The following is an 18,386-nucleotide window of genomic DNA, read 5'->3' as shown; positions in this document are numbered from 1 at the left end:
GTCATCGCCAGGACCGTCGTGCGCCTGGCCAGCGCCTGCATGGCGAGCGCGCTGCTGCTGGCTTGCTCGACGACCCGTCCCTGGATCAACGAGCCTGGGCGCAACGTCGCGCCGGCTCCCCTGCCCCTCATGCTGCACGAGGAGCCGCAGCAGGACGCGCCCGTGCGGGAGCGTCCGATCGTCGCCGCTGTCGCCCTGTCCGGCGGCGGTGCCCGGGCAGCAGCGTTCGGCCTGGGTGTGTTGGCAGAGCTCAAGGCCACGCGCTTCGAGATCGGCGGGAGGGAGACGACCTTGCTCGACGAGGTCGGCCTGGTCAGCGGAGTTTCGGGCGGCAGCATCCTCGCCGGCTACTACGCGGCCTTCGGCGACGAGGTCTTCACACGGTTCAAAAAGGACTTCCTGCTGGTGAACTTCCAGAACGCCCTTCTGCGCCAGGCCGTTGCCCCCTCCACGCTCTATCGCCTCACCTCGCCGTGGTGGGGCCGCGGCAATGTGCTGCAGGAACGGCTGGACGCCGTCTTCCGCAACGTGACTTACGGGCAGCTGCGGACGCGGCGGCCCTGGCCCCGCCTGCTGGTCACCGCGACCGACCTGACCACGGGCGCGCCCTTCGAGTTCACCTCCGAACAGTTCGCGCTGATCTGCTCGGATCTGGATTCCCTGCCCTTGTCTTTCGCGGTGGCGGCATCCTCTTCGGTTCCGCTCCTCCTGAGTCCCATGACGCTGCGCAACCATGCCGGCAGCTGCGCCCGCCCGGAGCAGAAGCAATTGCTGGACAACGCGGATCAGAACCTGTCGGCCCGCATGCTGCATCTCATCGCGCAGAGCTATAGCGACGCCAGGGCCCGCCCCTACCTCCACCTCGTCGACGGCGGCCTCGCCGACAACCTCGGCGTGCGCGGCCTGGTCGACCACACCGTCGCGGGTGGTTCGCTGAGGGAGAGCTTCCGCCACCTGCCGCCCGGCTCCGTCCACAAGATCGTGCTCGTGAGCGTGAACTCCGAGCGCGATATCGGCGAGCGGATCGACGACACGGACCGTGTGCCAGGCACGGGCCAGATCCTGACGGCGCTGGTGTTCGGGGCCGGAAGCCGCTACACGAAGGAGACGATCGAGATCGTGCAGGACTCGGTCCGCCGCGCGCAGGCCGAGCTGGCCGCGGAGCGCGGCCGCGACGGGAGTCCCTTCGCCGCCGATGCGGAACTGCACGTGATCAATGTCAGCCTGCATGACGCGCCCGATCCCGCGCTGCGCCGCGCGTTGCTGCACGTTCCCACCTCCTTCGAGATCCTGCCGGTCCAGGCCCGCCAGCTGATCGCCGGGGGGCGTAGTGCCTTGCGCGAATCCCAGCAGTTCCAGCGACTGCGGCACAGCCTGGGGGCTCCCGGGAAAGCCGCGGGCCTTGCCGTGAGCGATGCCGACGAACTGCAGTGAGCACCCCCTCCATGCCTTCCCTTCCCCCCATGGAGCTCTATTGGAGCGGCAGCTTCCTGGCTGCCAATGCGTTCATCGGCTTGAACCTGCTCGGCGCGCTCATGCTCGGCATGCTGGTGGGCTACGAGCGCTCCTACAACGGTCGCGCCGCCGGGATGCGCACCTATGGCCTCGTGTGCATGGCCTCGACGGCGCTCACCATCTTCGTGGGCTTCGCACCGTTCTGGTACGGTGGCGCGGCGTCGCAGGTGACGCCCGACGCGACGCGTGTCGTCCAGGGCGTGGTCACGGGAGTCGGTTTTTTATGCGCGGGCGTCATCGTCAAGGACGGCCTGAACGTCAGCGGACTCACGACGGCAGCCTCCATCTGGGCTGCCTCTGCGATCGGGGTTCTTCTGGGCGTGGGACTCTATGCGGCAGCCTTGCTGCTTTCGGTGCTGTGCATGCTGTCCATGTCGGTCGTCCACCGGATCGAGCTGAAGCTGCCAGGCCGCTCTATCTTCGACGTCTCCCTCAGCTTCCGGCCGGACGCCGCTCCGGAGCTCGAGGAAGTCACCGAGGTCGCGCTGGCTCATGGGTACCGCGTGATGCGCGGCAGTTTCAGCGTCATCTACAGCGACAACGTGCCCGTATGGCGGTTCTGCGTCGTTTCGCTGGACCGCTCGCGGTCCACGTCACCCGCGCAGATGGCCCAAGGCTTGGCACGCTCCGGCGATGTTCTGCGGTTCAGCATCGTTCCCTTAAAGAACTGAGTGCTGCTTCCTTCCTCCATTCATTTTCTCGGCGTCGCGATGGCCGCATGCTGGGCCACTGAAGGCGGCGCCAGCTCGCGGCCCACCATGGCTCGCGCGTAGAAGTAGTTGTTGCGCGCGCGCTCGCTCAGTCCATCGAGGTGCACCTCCCCTCGAGCGTTGCAGGGAAACGCAAAACCGGGGCGGCTGTGGAACAGCGAGCGGAAGCACAGCTCGTAGTGCGAAGTTGGCGCCTGGTTCATCATTTCCTGGTCCCTTCGTCGGAAGACTCGTCGCTGCGCGGGCGGAAACCTTCGTCGTTGGCAGAACGGGCAAGCGCGGCTGCGGCGGATCGGATGCTTTCGTCGAGCGTTTGCGGATTGAATGGCTTTTCGAGGTAGGTAAATGCATCGGCGCGCAGCGCGAGGGGGCCGACGGCGGTGCCGGACAAGGCAGAAACCACGAGCACCTTCATGCGCGGCGCGATCGCGATCAGCCGCGGAAGGATCTCCAACCCGCTGCGTCCGGGCATGTCGGCATCCAACACCAGGACGTCGATGTCGGCGCCCTGCACGAGTTCCAGCGCCTCTTCAGCGCTTGCCGCGCCGCCGGCGAAGTCGTAGTCAGGAAAGGAGGAAATGAAGCGTCTCAGGCCGGAGCGGACGAAGAGGTGGTCGTCGGCGACGGCTACGCGGAGCGCGCGGGAGGGGCGGGTGCAGGTCATGTTCGGGTCAGTTCTTCACACGGAGAGAGTCGTGGGGTGCAGTACGTGTTGAGCGACGAGAGCAGGTCATGAAGCATTCCTTGTGGGGCTTGTTAGCCGCTGACAGAAAGGTAAGCTCCAGCCCTCCCGAAGTCGTCTTGGTTCGGTCCCGGTTCGGTCCTTTTTGCTCGCGCCCGGCGCAATTCCTCACTCCTGGGCCGGGTCAGGGCGTGGTCTGCTCGCCGAGGCCGATGCAGCCGTCGTCGGTGCGGATCGTCGCGCTGATGCGGTCGCCAGGGCGCAGGTGCATGGGGTTGTTTCACGGCCGTCTCACGGGCACCGCAGCGGTCTATCGTTGATGCCCGCACTGGCACAATCGCTCGCATGGAGCAGGTACAGCCGTTGCGACTTCGGTTCGGAGACTTCCGCATCGACGAGGCGGAGGCTCTGCTGTGCCGCGACGGCGAAACCGTCGAGGTGCCCCCGCGCGCCTTCCAGGTGCTGTGCGAGCTGGCGCGTCGCCCTGGCCAGCTGGTAGCCAAGGACGCCCTGCTCGATGCCGTGTGGGGCCACCGGCACATCAACGAATCCGCCTTGAAAAACGTGGTGAACCAGCTGCGCCAAGCGCTGGGCGATGACGCACGCGAGTCGCGCTACATCCAGACGGCGCCGCGGCGTGGGTATCGGTTCATCGCGACGGTTGCGGAGGACACCGCTGCCCCCCTCGTCGTCCAGCACCAGCCTGCCAGTTCGGCGCCGACCTCGCTCGTCGGCCGCGACACGGCACTCGCGCGGCTGCAGGCCAGCCTCGACGCCGCGCGCGGCATGCAGCGCCAGCTGGTCTTCGTCCTCGGCGAAGCAGGCGCCGGCAAGAGTGCGCTCATCGACCTCTTCGCTGCGAACTGCGGAGCGAGGCTGGCGTTCGGGCAGTGCATCGAACACTACGGCAGCGGGGAACCCTACATGCCCGTGCTCGAAGCGCTCAACGCGCTGTGCCGGGCAGAAGGCGGCGAAGCCGTCGCCCGCACCATGCGCGAGGTGGCGCCCAGCTGGCTGCTCCAACTGCCCTGGCTCCTAAGTGAGGAGGACCGCCGCAGGCTCCAGCAGGAAGTGGGCGGCGCGGCCCAGGACCGCATGCTGCGCGAGTTCGGCGAGCTCATCGACCGCGTGACGCGTGATGGGCCCGTGATCCTCGTGCTCGAAGACCTGCACTGGAGCGATCACGCCACCGTGCAGCTGCTCGGCTACCTCGCGCACCGGCGCGGACCGGCGGCGCTGATGGTGTTGGGGGCGTTCCGCCCGACGGAACTGGTGCTGGAGGATCATCCACTCGCCGCGCTGCGCCAGCAGCTGCGCACGCGCCGACTGAGCCTTGAGGTGGATCTGGAGTCCCTTTCCGAAGCAGAGATCGGTGCTTACCTCACCGCGCGTTTCGGCGATGCGCCTCCCGAAAGTTTCGTGCACTCGCTGCACGCGCACACGGCGGGGCTTCCGCTGTTCGTGGTCAACGTGGTGGATGAACTGGTGGACGCAGGCACGCTGAGGCGCGATGCGGGCGGCTGGCATGTGCCCGTGGCAGGGACCCTCACCGTGCCCAGCAACGTGCTGGGGCTGATCGATGCGCAGATCGCGCGGCTGCCGGCGGAGTACCGCCGCGTGCTCGGTGCGGCAAGCCTCTGCGGCGTGGAATTCCTGCACGTACCGCTGGCGGAAGTACTGGACATGCCGGTCGACGCGCTCCAGGAACTGCTGGACGACGCGACGCGGCGCGTGGGATGGCTGAGGGCGACGGGCGCCAAGCCGCTCGCCGACGGCCGGATCGCCTCACGCTATGCCTTCGGCCACACGATGTACAGGCAGGTGCTGCATGGTGGCGTGGCGCCCGCGCTCAAGCTGCAGTGGCACCGACAGTGGGCGGCCGCGCTTGGTTCCGCCTACGGCGCGGCAGCGGCCGACATGGCTGCGGAACTCGCGTTGCACTACGAGCGGGGTCGGCTTGCGCAGGCCGCCGCGGAACAGCTTGCGATCGTGTCCGCGCGCGCACTCGAACGCGGTGCCGCGCACGAAGCGCTGGCAGCCGCGCAGAGGGCCCTCGTCCTCGGGGATGGGCAGCTCGCCACCGCCCTGGAGCTCGAGTTGCGCGTGCTGGAAGGCGTCGCGCTGACGCGCGTGCACGTGGTCGCCGACCCGAGGGTGGCGGCGGCATTCAGTCGCGCCATAGCCCTGCGCGCGGAGGAACAGCCGGCCTGGCGGCGCGCACTTCAAGGCGCCTGGTGGGTGCACTTCTCGCGAGGGGAGCTCGACGAGGCCCGCGCGCTGGCCGACCAGATGAAGGCGCTCGCCGCTGACGGCGATGCTGGGTTGCTGCTGGCCGCGCTTACCGCCTTGGGCTTCGTGCAGATGCTGAGAGGCGACGTGGCGGGAGCGCGCACCGAGTTCGAGGCGGCACAGGAACTGTATTCGCGGGAGGGGCTGCGCCTGGCCCCGTCTCAGTTCGTGCAGGATCCTGGCGTCGAAGTCGCGAGCGGTCTGGGCTTGGTCTGCTGGCTGGCGGGGGAGCCGCAGCGCGCGCGCGAGTTGGTACAGCAGGCCGCTTCGCGGGCGGCTTCCAACGGGCATGCACTGAGCGAGATGACCGCCTTATCCGCGCAGGCCATCGTGCATGCGCTCGCGCGCGAGTTCGATGCCGTCTATGAAATCACCGAGCGCCTGTACGCGGTGATCCGGAAACACGGGCTGCCGACGGGCCGCAGCGACTTCGCCTGGCTGCACGGCCGCGCCCTGGTGGCGCGCGGCCAGGTGGACGAAGGGCTGCGCGAGATGCGCGAAGCGGCACACAGCGCCGATGAACTCGGCATGCGCTTCGGGCTGTGCGGGTATCACCATCACCATGTGCAGGCCTGCCTGGAGGCGGGACAGGTCGTCGCGGCGCGCGTGTCCGCCGACGAGGGCATAGCACTGGCGCGGCGGCTCGGCGGTCACATGGTGCTGCCCGGCTTGCTGACGCAAAGGGCGGAACTGCTGGCCGCCGATGGAGAGGAGGCGCTGGCGAACGATGCCATCCTTGATGCGATAGAGACGGCTCGCGGGAACGGCTCCGCCTTCTTCGAACTGCTGGCGCTGGCCGCGGCGCAGCGGCTTCGCGCCCGGGCTGCGGACCCCGGCCGGCTGCACGAGCTGCTCGCGCTCTATCAAGGCGATCCTTCGCCCCGGATCGCAGAGATCCGGGGCCTCGCGTCAGGGGTCCCCTGAAGGAACGGCCCGGCCCAGCGGCGCGACGGCGCAATTGGTCACTGGGTCTGCGCCTTCGTACCACCTCCGGCGACGAACTCTGTCCTGCAGCAGATCGAAGTTGCTGCGGCCAAGGTCGTCCAGCACGCACACTTCACCGTCGCAGATGTGCGGGCCGCCCTTAGTGCTCGCCAGGCTCCTGGCCACCTCGGGGAACCAGGCTGTGCAGTCGGCCCTGACGAGGCCAGTTGAACAGCGCCAGTTGGACTACCATGGCCATGCGCGTCCGGATCACCGGGCGTTTGCACTACCCAAGTGGGTCAGCCGATGACCAGCCGAACAGCACCACCGGCACGCGTTTGACTGCAGGCAGGCAAGCCGGCACCTTCGGGTGCCGTTTGCTTTTTGCGTGGCGCATCCGTCAAAGGGAAGCTGCCGGCTACTCGCGCGTGACGACTTCGGGCGTCGCCGAAGAGTGGTGGTGAGCTGATCAGCCGTTGGCCGTTCTTCCACTCGCGGACGTATGTGTGCCGGGCATGCAAGCTTGTACCGTGGACGTTCTCGACTGCTTCGGAGCGAGGCGTACTTCCGCTCACGGCCAGCGGACCTTCGCCGGGCAGCATGGCCGATCGTCCGCTTGCGCCCGGATTGCTGACCATGCAGCCGTATTCCCAGGGCGCTATCGCACTATCGAATTGAGCAGTTCGCGTCAGGCCACCGGGCGCAATTCGCGGCGCAGGATGTTGTCGGCGGTCGACTTGAGAAATGCCGCGGCCGGCCTCGCGCCGGCTCAGAGGGACTACCTGATGTGAAGTTGATCGATGAGATAGGCGACTCCGTCACTCGTATGCGTCTCGACGACGCGGCGCAGCTCGGACGAAGGCTCGAACGCCTCATGGGCCCCCGCGACGCTGTCGAGCCAGACGCAGATGAAGCCGGTCGGGGGATACGGCTCCGCCCACAGTCGCTCGCGACGAGCCGTGGAGACCGTCCAGTTCAACGCGATCTTGTTCCCAGTGGCTGCCGCCGCTCGTCGCAGTTCGCGCCAGAGCGTGTCACGAGTCTTCGCCTGCGCATGAAACGGGATGAGGACTTTGACAGACTGTTCGGCGGGCTCATCTCCGTCGGTCTCGACCACGCACAAGGTCCAGCCCTTCAGAAAGATCGGCTCGTCGGCAGGTATGTATTTCTGACCGACCGCGGACGCTTGGGCCAGGCGCATAGCGTCCGGATCAGAAAAGAAAAGTTCCACGATCCCGTCCACGTTGAAAGCAGGCTCGCCGTCGCTCGCCCACAGCACTTTGTCCACGCGGTTATGGGTGTACTTGGTGATGCCCTCCATGCCGAGCGCGAGCTTGGCATGGGGACCCGCCCAGTACGCCCTGAAGTCGCACGTAGCCGTCCCTTCCTTCTTAGCAAGGAGCGTCATCCTCTTCATCATTCCGGGCCTTTCGGAGCTACAAAACTTGTCGCTCGGCTACTACGAAAGCCGTGATCTCGGTCAAGAACGTCTTTGCGTGTGCCATCGTCACTTTCCCGGCTTCGGAGCCGAACGCTGCTTCCAGCGTCGCGGCATCCTCGAACCAAAGCTCGACGATGCCGTCGATCGGACAATCGTCGTAGCCACATGATTGCCCCTTCACCAATTCACGGGCGATCACGACGTTCTGCCTGTAGGCGCTGACGCCTGGCATCTTGCGGACCAGGTCGCCGTGGACCTTCCACTCGCGTCGAAAGTCCTCCTCGCTGAGATCAGGACGGCGCTTCAAGATCGACATGCGCTTCAGTAACCGAGCGCGCGATTGCGGCTCCGGTAACTCGATGACCACACGCTGCTCGGCGGTCACGATGTGCAGTCCGCCGAGGAAATAGTTTTCGTCTGCGATGAGGGCCGCAGCGAGCTCACTGTCGTTGAACGCGTGGTTCGCCTTGCCGACGTCATCGAACCACAGCTGCGAGAAGCCATCAAAGTCCCACGGTCCGCGCGGGAAATCAATGCCCCGCTGCAAGCGCTCGGTCACCGGGTTTTGCCAGTACCCCCGCAAGCCGGGCGCTCTCTTGGCGAGCTCTCCATGGTGGCCACGCCAGTATTCGCTGAATTCTTCCGTCGACCAATCGGACTTCTTGCGGATCAGGCCCATTCTTACGTTCATGTCTTTCACTCCTGGTTGGTCGGTTCAATGAGTTCGGCTGCAGCCTGTGCACGGGCACGTGCGAGGCCCGGAGCGCGTTTTGCAAGCCAGACACCGTGCCGGACTGGCCAGCGCTTGTATGCGGGGTCGACCCCCAAGGTGATGGCGGCGTGATGCGGCCAGTACGGATCGAAGAGAGCTTCGCGACCCAGGGCGATCAGGTCGGCTTTCCCGTCGGCTAGCACCTCTTCTGCCTGGTGCGCATCGACGATCATTCCAACGGCTTGCGTCTTGATCTGCGCCTCCTGGCGAATACGCTCCGAGAACGGCACCTGAAATCCGAGTCCTCGCGGGACCGGCAGCGCGCGCGTTTCTTCTGTCAATCCACCGGACGAGCAATCAATGACGTCGACGCCGCAGCGTGCTAGTTCGCGCGACAGGACGATTGAATCCTCAAGACTCCACCCGTCCACGCTGCCGTCTACCGCCGACAGCCGGCAGAACAGGGGCTTGCCGGCTGGCCAGGCCGCACGAACCTTGCGCGCGATCTCGAGGGCCAGACGCATGCGCCCTTCGAGGCTGCCGCCCCATTCGTCGTCGCGGTGGTTCGAGTTGGGCGACAAGAAGCTTGCGACCAGATAGCCATGGCCGAAATGGAGCTCCACCACATCGAAGCCGGCCTGAACGGCCCGCAAGGTCGCATCCACGAAGGACTGCACCACGTCTGCGATGCCGCTGGCGTCCAACGCAACCGGCGCCGACCATCCGGGTCCTGCAGGTAACGCACTCGGCCCGAGGCGTTGCCAGGGCTGCGGATCCGACGCGAGGCGATGTTCGGACAGCGCCGCGCCCCCTTCCCACAGCGGCTGGCTGCCCGACTTGCGTCCCGCATGAGCCAACTGAACGCCGATTGCGCCACCGTTGGAATGGACGAAATCAACCACCTGCTTCAACGGTTCGATCTGGCTGTCTTCCCAAAGGCCCAGATCCGCCGTACCGATGCGGCCTCGAGGATCGACGGCGGTACTTTCGGTGAGGATCAGCCCAGCACCGCCGAGGGCGAATTTCCCAATGTGGACCATGTGCCATGGCGTGGCGCGCCCGGATTCGGCCGCATGCTGGCACATTGGCGAAATGACGATCCGATTGTTCAGGACCAACTCGCGTAGCTGAATTGGCTGGAAAAGGAGTGGTTCACTGGTGGTCATACGAAAGCCTGTCAGTTAGGGGGCGACGACCGGGACGGTCGCGGGTTGCCGAGTACCCAGATAGGTGCCGCCCATCACGGCAAGAAAACCGAAGAGATGCCAGAGGTTCAGCCGCTCACCAAGCAACATGGCTGCGAAGCTGACGCCGAAGACTGGAACCCAGTACAAGAAGACGGCAGTACGAGCTACGCCGATACGCGCAATGGCGCGGTTCCAGACGAGGTTGGACAGCGCGGTCGCCATGACACCCGAGAACAGGATGAACGCCCAAGGGCGCCAGCCTGGAAAGAGCCCATCGAATCCAATCGCGGGCGACTCTAGGGTGGCGTGGACCGCCAGAAGGAACGAGCCAACCACATAGATCGCCCAGCTGATGGTCAAGGGGTGGAGTTGCTTGGCCAGGCGCTGGACGATGGCGCCACCCGCGGCAAAGCTGACCACGGCGGCCACCAACATCAAGTCTCCCGCGCCAGCGCTCGAAAGACCGGCTCCCGGATGACTCAATACCACTGCCGCCACTCCCGCGAAACCGAGAAGGACGCCCACCAGGCGCATCAATGTCAGACGCTCCCGGAAGGCGACCGCTGCGAGCAATGCGGATACCAGCGGGCTCAGCGCCATGATGAGCGCGCCATTGGTGGCCGTGGATCGCAGCAAGCCCTCCGCAAAAAGAATCTGATTGAGATACACCATCAGAATCGCGCAGACCACGATCGGCACGCTTTGCCGCCACGACAACAAGGGGAGTCCGCAGCGCTTCCACAGCACGATCAGGCTCAAAGCGGCGCATGCCACGAGCATTCGGAGCGCGGCCACTGTGATCGGATCGAAGACCCCTGTCAGGACCTTCACTGCGGCCACGTTCAGACCCCAGATGGCCATCGCCCCGATCAAGGTCGCCTGCACGGCGGCTGGACTTACTTGGCCATCAGACATGGATCAGGCCCCCTGCAGTTGGCGGTTGCGCTGCCGGATCAAGGACGCGAACACACCTCCGAGCAGCAGGAGGCCGATAGCTGACGATGCAAAGACCAAGGTCGACGAGAAGGTGTCGACCACCCACGCGGCGAGCAGGACTCCAAGGGACTGCCCAAAGAACAAGACGCAAGCGAACAGTGAAACTGCCGTACCGCGCAGGGCCGGGGCCATTTGGGTCGCATGGGTCTGAAGGGTGTTGTGCAAGGCATAGAAACCAAACCCGGCAAGCATGCAGGCGGGAAGCGTCCACTGCCAGGATGGCGCAGATGCGATCGTTGCGAACGCGATGCCCAGGCAGACACCTCCAGTTGTCGCCAGGCCGGTTTCGCCGAATCGCCGCAGCAACACGCGGGCGCAGCGGCTGTAAAGAAGGCCGCCGGCGCCGTAGAGCGCGACGATGGCCCCTGCCGTTGGCATCGTCAGGTTGAACGTGGCGTGCAGATGTGAGGGAATGAAGGCAAGCGCGCTGAATGCCAACGCCCCTTCAATGCAAGTGACGAGCAACACAGTCCTTGCCCACGGCCGGGCGAGCACATCCAGAAGTCGACGACGCACGCTTCCCATGTCTCCCGGCGCCGGTAACGTGAGGCCGTGAGCACGCCGGGCAAGCACCGCTCCGCTGATCAGGAAGACCACCGCGAGCATGACGAACGCCGCTCGCCAGCTCAACATCTCAGCGATGAGGCCGCCCAGCCACTGCCCGCAGATCATTCCAAAAACGGTCGCGCCGAGCAATTTGGCCAGCACTTCCTGGCGCCCTTCATACGCGACGCTGTCGCCGATCAGCGCCATCGTCAAGGGAATGATTCCAGCGGCTGCAACTCCCGACAGAATGCGACTGACAACCAGCCAGTCCAAGGTCGGCGAGAAAACTGCTGCGGTGCTTCCGATCGTGCAAGCCAGCGTGGCAAAGCCGATGACGCGCACCTTGCCGAAGCGATCCCCGAGCGGCCCATAGAACAGCTGGAGAACGCCGTAGGCCAATGCGAATCCGGAAATTGTCCCCGCAGCCTGGCCCGTCGTCGCCGAGAATTCCGCTGCCAACGACGGAAGCATGGCGTCGCAGATCCGCATTGAAGCCATGCTTGCGAATGCGCATATGCCGAGTAGCCAGAGCGTTCGGGTATCAAGGGAGCGGATGCTCATGGTTGCATCGCTTGGTACGGCGCTCACTGTCATGCCACCAGACCTGGTGCAAGGATCAGGCTCGCTTCCGTCGCCTCGATCACCTCACGAATTGACACTCCAGGGGCGATCTCTTGCAGGACGAGCCCATTCTCGGTCGGTCGAATCACTGCGAGTTCTGTGACGACCAGGTCGACGCGGCGCACCGAAGTGATTGGAAGGCTGCAGCGCGGAACGATCTTGGAACCATTCTTCGACCGATGTGTCATCGCTACGATGACCCGGCGGGCCCCTGTCACCAAGTCCATCGCGCCGCCCATGCCGGGAATCATGGAACCAGGCACCATCCAGTTCGCCAGCTGTCCAAGTTCATCAACCTCGAGACCACCGAGCACCGTCACATCAAGGTGACCGCCCCGGATCATTCCAAAGGAAAAGGCGGAGTCGAACGCGCACGCACCGGGCAAGGCACCGACGGGGCGTCCCCCTGCGTCTGTGAGGTTGATGTCTTCGAATCCCTCTCCGGGCAACGGGCTCATGCCAATGATGCCGTTCTCGGAATGGAAGAAGACGTGAAGCGTCGGGGGCAGGTACTGGGCAACTAGTGTTGGCAGGCCGATGCCGAGGTTGACGCGGTCGCCATCTTTGAGCTCGCGCGCGACCCGTCGGGCAATCACTTCCTTGTCGTTCATGAGGCGCGCTCCTTACCCACCAGGACATGGACGAGCACGCCAGGCGTGATCACCGCATCCGGTGCGATCATTCCGACAGGCACGATGCTTTCTGCTTCGGCAATCGTCGTAGTGGCCGCCAAGGCCATGAGCGGATTGAAGTTGCGTGCCGTGAGCGTGTACTCAAGGTTGCCGTAGTAGTCCGCCCGCTTCGCGCTGATCAGGGAGAAATCAGCCTTTAAGGCTGTCTCGAGCAGGTAGCTTCGGCCGTCGACCTCGAGGGTGCGCTTGCCCTCGGCGACCAATGTTCCGACACCTGTGGGCGTCAGGATGCCGCCAAGTCCGAAGCCACCGGCGCGGATCCTTTCCGCCAAGGTCCCCTGAGGCACGAGCTCAACCTGCAAAGAGCCGTCCAGCATGAGCCGCTGCGTCACGGCATTGGTCCCGATGTGGCTGGCGATGACCTTGCGGACGAGGCCAGCATCTATCAGCCTACCAACACCAACCCCGGGCCGCGCGGTGTCGTTGCTGATCAGGGTGAGTCCACCACGCCGCTGCCGAATCAGCTCGTCGATGAGTCGCGGTGGGCAGCCCACACCCATGAACCCGCCCACCATCAGCGAGGCCCCGTCCGGGATCATCGCGATGGCCTGCTCAAGCGGGACGGCTTTTTTCATCTTGCTTCGACGATGCCGACCACTTCGCCCAGACCAATGCGAGCTGCGCCTTCGCGCTCGCACCACCCACGCATGATCAATGCGTCACCGTCCTCCAGGAAGCTGCGCTGCTCGCCGTTGGGAAGCGTGATCGGCTGCTTGCCGCCGCTGGTGAGTTCCATCAGCGAGCCGGCTTCGCTGGCCTCCGGGCCGGACAGGGTGCCTGAGCCCAGCAGGTCGCCCGGCTGCAGGTTGCAGCCGTTCACGGTGTGGTGAGCGATCAACTGGGCCGGCGTCCAGTAGGCGGCGCGGGTGGTATTGGTCCGAGAGAGCCGAACAAGCTCGTCACCAGCTTCGCGCATCCTCGCGGTCTGTAGCAAGACCTCCAACTCGATCGAGAACGCGCCCTTTGCGCGGTTTGTCTCCGAGTCCAGGTAGGGCAGCGGTTGTGGATCCTCCGCCGGGCGTTCGAAGGCCACGCGAAACGGCGCCAGCGCCTCGGTTGTGACCAGCCAGGGCGAGACAGTGCTGGCGAAGTTCTTCGAGAGGAACGGGCCAAGAGGCTGGTACTCCCAGCCCTGGATGTCGCGCGCCGACCAATCATTGAAGAGCGTCACGCCGAACAGGTGCGCCTCGGCCGCATCCATGCCGATGGACTCCCCCTGCGCATTTCCTTGGGAGACGAACCAGCCGAGCTCGAGCTCGTAGTCCAGTCGCTTCGAGGGGCCGAGGCTCGGCGCGCTGGCGTCCGGTGCCTTGGTCTGTCCCTGCGGTCGCTTGAAGCGCTGGCCGCTGACGCCGATCGACGAGGCGCGGCCATGGTAGCCGATGGGCACCCATTTGTAGTTCGGAAGCAGCGGGTTGTCCGGCCGGAACTGTTTGCCGACGGTGGTCGCGTGGTGAACGCTGGTGTAGAAGTCGGTGTAGTCGCCGATGCGGCAAGGCACCGTCATCTCGACGGCCGACTGGGCGAAGAGGAAGTGGCCCCACTCGGCGGTCTGCGTGTTGCCTTCGGCCAGGCCGGCGGAGATCGCGGCACGCAGCGCCTGGCGCTCCGTCGGGCTCTTCGCCATCAACACGTTCATGTCGTCCGTATGGACGAGGCCGGTCGCCTTCAAGTCGAGCACCTGATCGCCGATCGCAACCCCGATGCGAAAGGCCTCGCCGCTGCCGGCAGGCCGGAAGCGGCCGAACGGAAGGTTCTGGATCGGAAAATCGCAGCCAGCCTCGTTGGCCGAAGCGACCCAGCTGCGCAGCTTCGGATCGTGGGTGGCGTTCAGTTCGTTGTTCATGGCTTGAATTGGTCCTTGAGGCCGGCCCAGCAGTCGGCATAGTCGGTGTCCAGCGCCGGGCTCTGCAGCGCCCAGGCCGTGGGAATGAAGCGGAAGCGGCTCTCGAACATGAAGGCCAGCGTGTTGTCCAGCTTCTGCGGCTTGAGATCGGCACGGCTCGCCTTCTCGAAGGCCTCCTCGTCGGGGCCGTGCGGCACCATCGCGTTGTGCAGGCTGGCGCCGCCGGGCTTGAAGCCGCCGGGCTTGGCGTCGTACTCGCCGTAGACCAGGCCCATGAACTCGCTCATGAGGTTGCGGTGGTACCAGGGCGGACGGAAGGTGTCTTCCATCACCAGCCAGCGCGGCGGGAAGATCACGAAGTCGCAGTTGGCGGTGCCGGGCGTGTCCGAGGGCGAGGTGAGCACGGTGAAGATCGACGGGTCCGGATGGTCGAAGCTGATCGAGCCGATGGTCATGAAGTTGGCGGTGTCGTACTTCACCGGCGCGAGGTTGCCGTGCCAGGCGACGACGTTGAAGGGCGACTGCCTGGTGGGCGCCTTCCAGAAGCGTCCGCCGAACTTCTTCACCAGCTCGTAGCCACCGGCCTCGCTTTCGAAAGCAGCCACCGGCGCCTGAAAGTCGCGCGCATTGGCCAGGCCGTTGGAGCCGATCGGGCCCAGCTCGGGCAGGCGGAACTGGGCGCCGTAGTTCTCGCAGACGTAGCCGCGCGAGGGACCCTGATCCGAATCCGGCACGGCGATCTTGAACACCACGCCGCGCGGCAGGAGCGCAATTTCGCCGGGCTTGACCTCGAGCACGCCCATCTCAGTGGTGATCACCAGCCGGCCTTGCTGCGGCACCAGCAGCATCTCGCCGTCGGCATTGACAAAGGCGCGGCGCTCCATCGAACGGCTCGCGAGGTAAACGTGCGCAGCGACGCCGCTGTGCGCCTCGGCGTCGCCGTTGGCGGCCAAGGTATGGATGCCGTCGATGAAATCGACATCGGCGTTGTCGAGCGGAAGCGGATGCCAGCGCATCGGCTCGGGCGCGAGCGCGATATCGCGGTCGGCGCCGGTCTGCCAGTGCGGCTGCGCATAGGCCTGGTAGCGGCCGGAGACCACCGAGGGCTGGCGCCGGTACATCCAGCTGCGCCGGTTCTCGTGGCGCGGCGCGGTGAAGGCAGTGCCCGAGATCAGCTCGGGGTAGAGGTTGAAGGGCGCGCGCTGCGGGCTGTTGCGGCCCTGCGGCAGGGCGCCGGCCACGGCCTCGCTCGCGTATTCGTTGCCGAAGCCGCTCTGGTAGCGGCGCTCGGCGGTGGATGCGTTCGTCATGGTGTGCTCTTGCTTTCGTTGGATCGGGCAGCGACCGCGAGCGCGCGCCGCAGAACAACCAGCGAGCCGATGTGGTTGGCCAGCACCAGCACGAGTCGCGCATTGAACGCGTGGCTTTCCTCGTTCGACAGGCCTTCGTGCGCCTCGAGCAGCGCTTCGTAGAAGTCGTCGGGCGCGTCTAGGTTGGGGGCAGTGATCAAGACTTGCGGTGGCGTCGCTTGCGGCATGGCGGTTCTCCTTCAGGCTCTGGCGAGGGCGCGCGCCAACGCAGCGCGGATGGCGAACGAGGACGGCGCGCGCCAGCGAGCGCAGACGTGCTGGTCGGGCCGCAGCAGGTAGACGGTGCCGGGCTGCGCGTCGTAGCGTTGCGCGGCCAGCGCATTCGCCTCGGCGAGCGGCACGCGCAGCACGCGCAGCGAGGCGTCGGCCTCCGCGACGGCGCGGGCGCTGCGTTCCGCCGGCTCGCCCTCGCCGAACACCAGCGCGGTGAACGCGGTGCCGCCAAGTTCGCGCAGCAGCCAGCCGCTGCGCCCGCCGGCCAGGGTGACGGGCGCGTCCGCGGCTACGGCGCCGGGCACCATGCGGCCGCTGAACGCATCCGCATCGGGCGTGTTGAGCGGCGAGCCGTGCAGCGTGGCCGGGACAGAGAGCCGGCCGCTGTTCACCAGCGCGCGTGCGAAGTCATGGCGCTTGGCCAGCTCCAGCACCGCATCGCGGAACAGTCGGCTCACCTCGCTCTTGGGCGTGATGAAGTCGGTGGCGCGGGTCGAGTTGCGGATGTTCTCGTCGGCCGCGTACTCGCGCTCGGTGGCGTAGCTGTCGAGCAGCGCGTCGGGTGCGTCGCCGCGCAGCACGGCCGCCAGCTTCCACGCCAGGTTCTCGGCGTCCTGCACGCCCGAGTTCGCGCCTCGTGCGCCGAAGGGCGAGACGCCGTGGGCCGAATCGCCGGCAAACAGCACGCGGCCATGCCGAAAACGGTCCATGCGCAGGCAGGCGAAGGTGTAGACACTGGCCCACTCGAGCTCGAACTGGGCGTCTTCGCCGAGCAGCGCCCTGACGCGAGGGATGATGTTCTCGGGCTTTCTCTCTTCCTCGGGGTCGGCGTCCCATCCGAGTTGGAAGTCGATGCGCCAGACGTTGTCGGGCTGCATGTGCAGCAGCACGCTCTGGTTGGGGTGGAACTCGGGGTCGAACCAGAACCACCGCTCCGCCGGCCGGTCGAGCTTCATCTTCACGTCGGCGATGAGAAACCGATCCTTGAAGATGCGGCCCTTGCTCTCCTTGCCGATCAGCTCGCGCACGGAGGAACGCGAGCCGTCGCAGGCGGCGACATAGTCGGCGGCCAACTGGTAGCTGCCATCGGGCGTCTCGATCGTCAGCAACGCGTGCTCGTCGTGCTGCGCCACACCGATGACCTTGTTGTTCCAGCGGATGTCGATCAGCGGCAGCTGCGCCGCGCGTTCGGCGAGGTAGCCTTCGACGTAGTACTGCTGCAGGTTGATGAAGGCCGGCCGCTCATGCCCCTCTTCGGGCAGCAGGTCGAATTCATAGATCTGCTCGTTGCGAAAAAACACGCGCCCGAGATTCCACGACACGCCCTTGCCGACCATGCGCTCGCCGCAGCCGAGCCGGTCGAATACTTCGAGCGAGCGCTTGGCGAAGCAGATGGCGCGCGAGCCGGTCGAGAGGCGGTTATCGTTGTCGAGCAGCACGACGGGAACGTTCTGCTGCGCCAGGTCGATGGCCAGCGCCAACCCGACCGGGCCGGCCCCGACCACCACGACCGGGTGGCGCGCAGGCGCGGCAGCCGACTGGTCGGCGTGGCGAACGTAGTCGAAGGCGAGCTTCTGATAGTCGAGCGGTTCCCCGCCGACCGACGCGAGGTCGTTCAGCTTCATGGTGTCTTGGCTCCTTGTCGGGACGCGCGGCGGCCAGTCAGCCTTCCAGCGTCTTCCACATCTCGACGTCCCGCTCAGCAGTCCATATGCGCGGATCGGTGTACTTCGTGGCCTCGTCGTAGCAGCGAGTCACGTCGAATGGCATGCAGTGGTCAAAGATCACCCAGTGGCCGTACTTGGGCTTGAGCGCGGCGAAGGTGTCCTTGTAGACCGCGTTCAGGTCCTTGCCGGCGGCTACGCCCTGCTGCACGTTGGCGTACACATCGGAAATGAAGTCCCGCGTCTCGCTCAGGCCCTTGGCCACGTCATCGGGCGTCGTCAGTGCCGCGCCACGACCGGGCACCAGGGCCTTGGGGTTCAGCGCAGCCAGGTTGTTCAAGGTCTGCGGCCAGTCCTTGAAGTAGGCATCTCCGGCGTAGGGAGTCGCACCGAACTCGACCAGGTCGCCCGACAGCAGCGCCTGCTCTTGCGGTAGCCAGACCACAGTGTCGCCCTTGGTGTGGCCGCGCCCGAGCTGCAGCAGGTGCACCTCGAGCTTGCCGAGCCACAGCGTCATCTTGCCGGTGAAGGTCATGGTCGGCCAGGTCATGCCCGGTGGCACCGTCTCGACGTTGCTGAAAAGTCGCGGGAAGCGTCCGATCTCACTGGCCTTGTCCTGCTCGCCGCGCTCGACGATCAGGTCGTACGTGTCCTGGCTGGCAATGATCTGCTCCGGCTTGTAGGCACTGGCGCCGAGCACGCGCACCGCGTGGTAGTGCGTCAGCACGACGTACTTGATCGGCTTGTCGGTCACTTCACGAATGCGGCGCACCACGTCGGCCGCCATAGCCGGCGTGGCCTGGGTGTCGGCAACCAGCACGCAGTCGTCGCCGATGATGATCCCCGTGTTCGGGTCGCCTTCGGCCGTGTACGCCCAAGCGTGCTCGGAGATCTGGCTGAAGGTGACTTTCTTCTCTTCCAGGTCGGCCTGGCTCGCGAACTTTTTGGTTTCGGTCATGGGGTACTCCTTTGTATGTG

18 protein-coding genes are annotated in these 18,386 nt (G+C 65.8%); 4 read left to right on the top strand and 14 right to left on the bottom strand.

Annotated elements, in window-relative coordinates:
* Positions 1–18 precede the first annotated feature (18 nt).
* Positions 19–1,434 (top strand): patatin-like phospholipase family protein, encoded by a 1,416-nt coding sequence (locus tag ACSQ86_RS31040; protein ID WP_436307315.1) that lies wholly within the window; start codon positions 19–21, stop codon positions 1,432–1,434.
* An 11-nt stretch (positions 1,435–1,445) separates the two neighbouring features.
* Positions 1,446–2,186 (top strand): MgtC/SapB family protein, encoded by a 741-nt coding sequence (locus ACSQ86_RS31035; RefSeq protein WP_436310410.1) that lies wholly within the window; start codon positions 1,446–1,448, stop codon positions 2,184–2,186.
* A gap of 20 nt (positions 2,187–2,206) precedes the next feature.
* Here ACSQ86_RS31035 and ACSQ86_RS31030 read toward each other — a convergent pair whose 3' ends face one another.
* The gene (locus tag ACSQ86_RS31030; RefSeq protein ID WP_436307317.1) at positions 2,207–2,431 is read right to left on the bottom strand and encodes a hypothetical protein; all 225 of its coding nucleotides are present in this window, start codon (positions 2,429–2,431) and stop codon (positions 2,207–2,209) included.
* Positions 2,428–2,889 carry a response regulator gene (locus tag ACSQ86_RS31025; RefSeq protein ID WP_436307318.1) on the bottom strand — a complete coding sequence of 154 codons (462 nt, stop codon included), beginning with the start codon at positions 2,887–2,889 and terminating at the stop codon, positions 2,428–2,430. Before ACSQ86_RS31025 ends, ACSQ86_RS31030 begins: the two co-directional genes overlap by 4 nt.
* A 363-nt stretch (positions 2,890–3,252) precedes the next feature.
* Here ACSQ86_RS31025 and ACSQ86_RS31020 point away from each other — a divergent pair, with 363 nt between their 5' ends.
* Entirely contained in the window at positions 3,253–6,120 is a 2,868-nt protein-coding gene (locus ACSQ86_RS31020; RefSeq protein WP_436307319.1) for an AAA family ATPase, read from the top strand.
* 251 nt (positions 6,121–6,371) lie between these two features.
* Positions 6,372–6,584, top strand: coding sequence for a hypothetical protein (locus tag ACSQ86_RS31015; protein WP_436307320.1), 213 nt, complete (start codon positions 6,372–6,374; stop codon positions 6,582–6,584).
* A 314-nt stretch (positions 6,585–6,898) separates the two neighbouring features.
* On the opposite strand, the gene ACSQ86_RS31010 is transcribed toward ACSQ86_RS31015, so the two are convergent.
* From ACSQ86_RS31010 to ACSQ86_RS30955, 12 genes are read right to left on the bottom strand one after another with little or no spacing between them, the layout of a single operon-like run.
* The gene (locus ACSQ86_RS31010; protein ID WP_436307321.1) at positions 6,899–7,528 is read right to left on the bottom strand and encodes an EthD domain-containing protein; all 630 of its coding nucleotides are present in this window, start codon (positions 7,526–7,528) and stop codon (positions 6,899–6,901) included.
* 28 nt (positions 7,529–7,556) lie between these two features.
* Positions 7,557–8,252 (bottom strand): EthD family reductase, encoded by a 696-nt coding sequence (locus tag ACSQ86_RS31005; RefSeq protein ID WP_436295130.1) that lies wholly within the window; start codon positions 8,250–8,252, stop codon positions 7,557–7,559.
* 5 nt (positions 8,253–8,257) lie between these two features.
* Positions 8,258–9,439 carry an NADH:flavin oxidoreductase/NADH oxidase gene (locus ACSQ86_RS31000; protein ID WP_436310409.1) on the bottom strand — a complete coding sequence of 394 codons (1,182 nt, stop codon included), beginning with the start codon at positions 9,437–9,439 and terminating at the stop codon, positions 8,258–8,260.
* A gap of 15 nt (positions 9,440–9,454) precedes the next feature.
* A complete protein-coding gene (locus tag ACSQ86_RS30995) occupies positions 9,455–10,375 on the bottom strand; it encodes a DMT family transporter (RefSeq protein ID WP_436307323.1) in 921 nt (306 codons plus the stop codon).
* Positions 10,376–10,378: 3 nt separating this feature from the next.
* On the bottom strand, positions 10,379–11,563 hold the full coding sequence (locus tag ACSQ86_RS30990; protein ID WP_436307324.1) for an MFS transporter: 1,185 nt from the start codon (positions 11,561–11,563) through the stop codon (positions 10,379–10,381).
* 29 nt (positions 11,564–11,592) lie between these two features.
* Positions 11,593–12,234, bottom strand: a complete 642-nt coding sequence (locus tag ACSQ86_RS30985; RefSeq protein WP_436307325.1) for a 3-oxoacid CoA-transferase subunit B — start codon at positions 12,232–12,234, stop codon at positions 11,593–11,595.
* Positions 12,231–12,890: a CoA transferase subunit A gene (locus ACSQ86_RS30980; RefSeq protein WP_436307326.1), complete on the bottom strand. Its 660-nt coding sequence runs from the start codon at positions 12,888–12,890 to the stop codon at positions 12,231–12,233. The genes ACSQ86_RS30985 and ACSQ86_RS30980 overlap by 4 nt, the downstream gene beginning before the upstream one ends.
* Positions 12,887–14,161: a fumarylacetoacetase gene (fahA, locus tag ACSQ86_RS30975; protein WP_436307327.1), complete on the bottom strand. Its 1,275-nt coding sequence runs from the start codon at positions 14,159–14,161 to the stop codon at positions 12,887–12,889. The genes ACSQ86_RS30980 and fahA overlap by 4 nt, the downstream gene beginning before the upstream one ends.
* Positions 14,158–15,471: a homogentisate 1,2-dioxygenase gene (hmgA, locus tag ACSQ86_RS30970; protein WP_436310408.1), complete on the bottom strand. Its 1,314-nt coding sequence runs from the start codon at positions 15,469–15,471 to the stop codon at positions 14,158–14,160. The genes fahA and hmgA overlap by 4 nt, the downstream gene beginning before the upstream one ends.
* Complete coding sequence (locus ACSQ86_RS30965) at positions 15,468–15,698, bottom strand: DUF2783 domain-containing protein (protein WP_436295138.1); 231 nt, start codon at positions 15,696–15,698, stop codon at positions 15,468–15,470. The genes hmgA and ACSQ86_RS30965 overlap by 4 nt, the downstream gene beginning before the upstream one ends.
* Positions 15,699–15,710: 12 nt before the next feature.
* Complete coding sequence (locus tag ACSQ86_RS30960; protein WP_436310407.1) at positions 15,711–17,369, bottom strand: FAD-dependent oxidoreductase; 1,659 nt, start codon at positions 17,367–17,369, stop codon at positions 15,711–15,713.
* A gap of 37 nt (positions 17,370–17,406) precedes the next feature.
* Entirely contained in the window at positions 17,407–18,366 is a 960-nt protein-coding gene (locus tag ACSQ86_RS30955) for an MBL fold metallo-hydrolase (RefSeq protein ID WP_436307330.1), read from the bottom strand.
* Between the last annotated feature and the right edge of the window lie 20 nt (positions 18,367–18,386).

The sequence above is a fragment of the Variovorax sp. LjRoot130 genome, from assembly GCF_964253755.1.
Classification (GTDB): Bacteria; Pseudomonadota; Gammaproteobacteria; order Burkholderiales; family Burkholderiaceae_C; genus Variovorax.
The sequence above is the reverse complement of the archived record's forward strand: the minus strand, read 5'-3'. Positions and strand labels throughout refer to the sequence as shown.

Excerpts from the sequence above, each read along its gene's own strand:
- ACSQ86_RS31035 (WP_436310410.1), top strand. The coding sequence starts at position 1,446 with ATGCCTTCCCTTCCCCCCATGGAGCTCTATTGGAGCGGCAGCTTCCTG.
- ACSQ86_RS31030 (WP_436307317.1), bottom strand. The coding sequence starts at position 2,431 with ATGATGAACCAGGCGCCAACTTCGCACTACGAGCTGTGCTTCCGCTCG.
- ACSQ86_RS31025 (WP_436307318.1), bottom strand. The coding sequence starts at position 2,889 with ATGACCTGCACCCGCCCCTCCCGCGCGCTCCGCGTAGCCGTCGCCGAC.
- ACSQ86_RS31020 (WP_436307319.1), top strand. The coding sequence starts at position 3,253 with ATGGAGCAGGTACAGCCGTTGCGACTTCGGTTCGGAGACTTCCGCATC.
- ACSQ86_RS31015 (WP_436307320.1), top strand. The coding sequence starts at position 6,372 with ATGGCCATGCGCGTCCGGATCACCGGGCGTTTGCACTACCCAAGTGGG.
- ACSQ86_RS31010 (WP_436307321.1), bottom strand. The coding sequence starts at position 7,528 with ATGACGCTCCTTGCTAAGAAGGAAGGGACGGCTACGTGCGACTTCAGG.
- ACSQ86_RS31005 (WP_436295130.1), bottom strand. The coding sequence starts at position 8,252 with ATGAACGTAAGAATGGGCCTGATCCGCAAGAAGTCCGATTGGTCGACG.
- ACSQ86_RS31000 (WP_436310409.1), bottom strand. The coding sequence starts at position 9,439 with ATGACCACCAGTGAACCACTCCTTTTCCAGCCAATTCAGCTACGCGAG.
- ACSQ86_RS30995 (WP_436307323.1), bottom strand. The coding sequence starts at position 10,375 with ATGTCTGATGGCCAAGTAAGTCCAGCCGCCGTGCAGGCGACCTTGATC.
- ACSQ86_RS30990 (WP_436307324.1), bottom strand. The coding sequence starts at position 11,563 with ATGAGCATCCGCTCCCTTGATACCCGAACGCTCTGGCTACTCGGCATA.
- ACSQ86_RS30985 (WP_436307325.1), bottom strand. The coding sequence starts at position 12,234 with ATGAACGACAAGGAAGTGATTGCCCGACGGGTCGCGCGCGAGCTCAAA.
- ACSQ86_RS30980 (WP_436307326.1), bottom strand. The coding sequence starts at position 12,890 with ATGAAAAAAGCCGTCCCGCTTGAGCAGGCCATCGCGATGATCCCGGAC.
- fahA (WP_436307327.1), bottom strand. The coding sequence starts at position 14,161 with ATGAACAACGAACTGAACGCCACCCACGATCCGAAGCTGCGCAGCTGG.
- hmgA (WP_436310408.1), bottom strand. The coding sequence starts at position 15,471 with ATGACGAACGCATCCACCGCCGAGCGCCGCTACCAGAGCGGCTTCGGC.
- ACSQ86_RS30965 (WP_436295138.1), bottom strand. The coding sequence starts at position 15,698 with ATGCCGCAAGCGACGCCACCGCAAGTCTTGATCACTGCCCCCAACCTA.
- ACSQ86_RS30960 (WP_436310407.1), bottom strand. The coding sequence starts at position 17,369 with ATGAAGCTGAACGACCTCGCGTCGGTCGGCGGGGAACCGCTCGACTAT.
- ACSQ86_RS30955 (WP_436307330.1), bottom strand. The coding sequence starts at position 18,366 with ATGACCGAAACCAAAAAGTTCGCGAGCCAGGCCGACCTGGAAGAGAAG.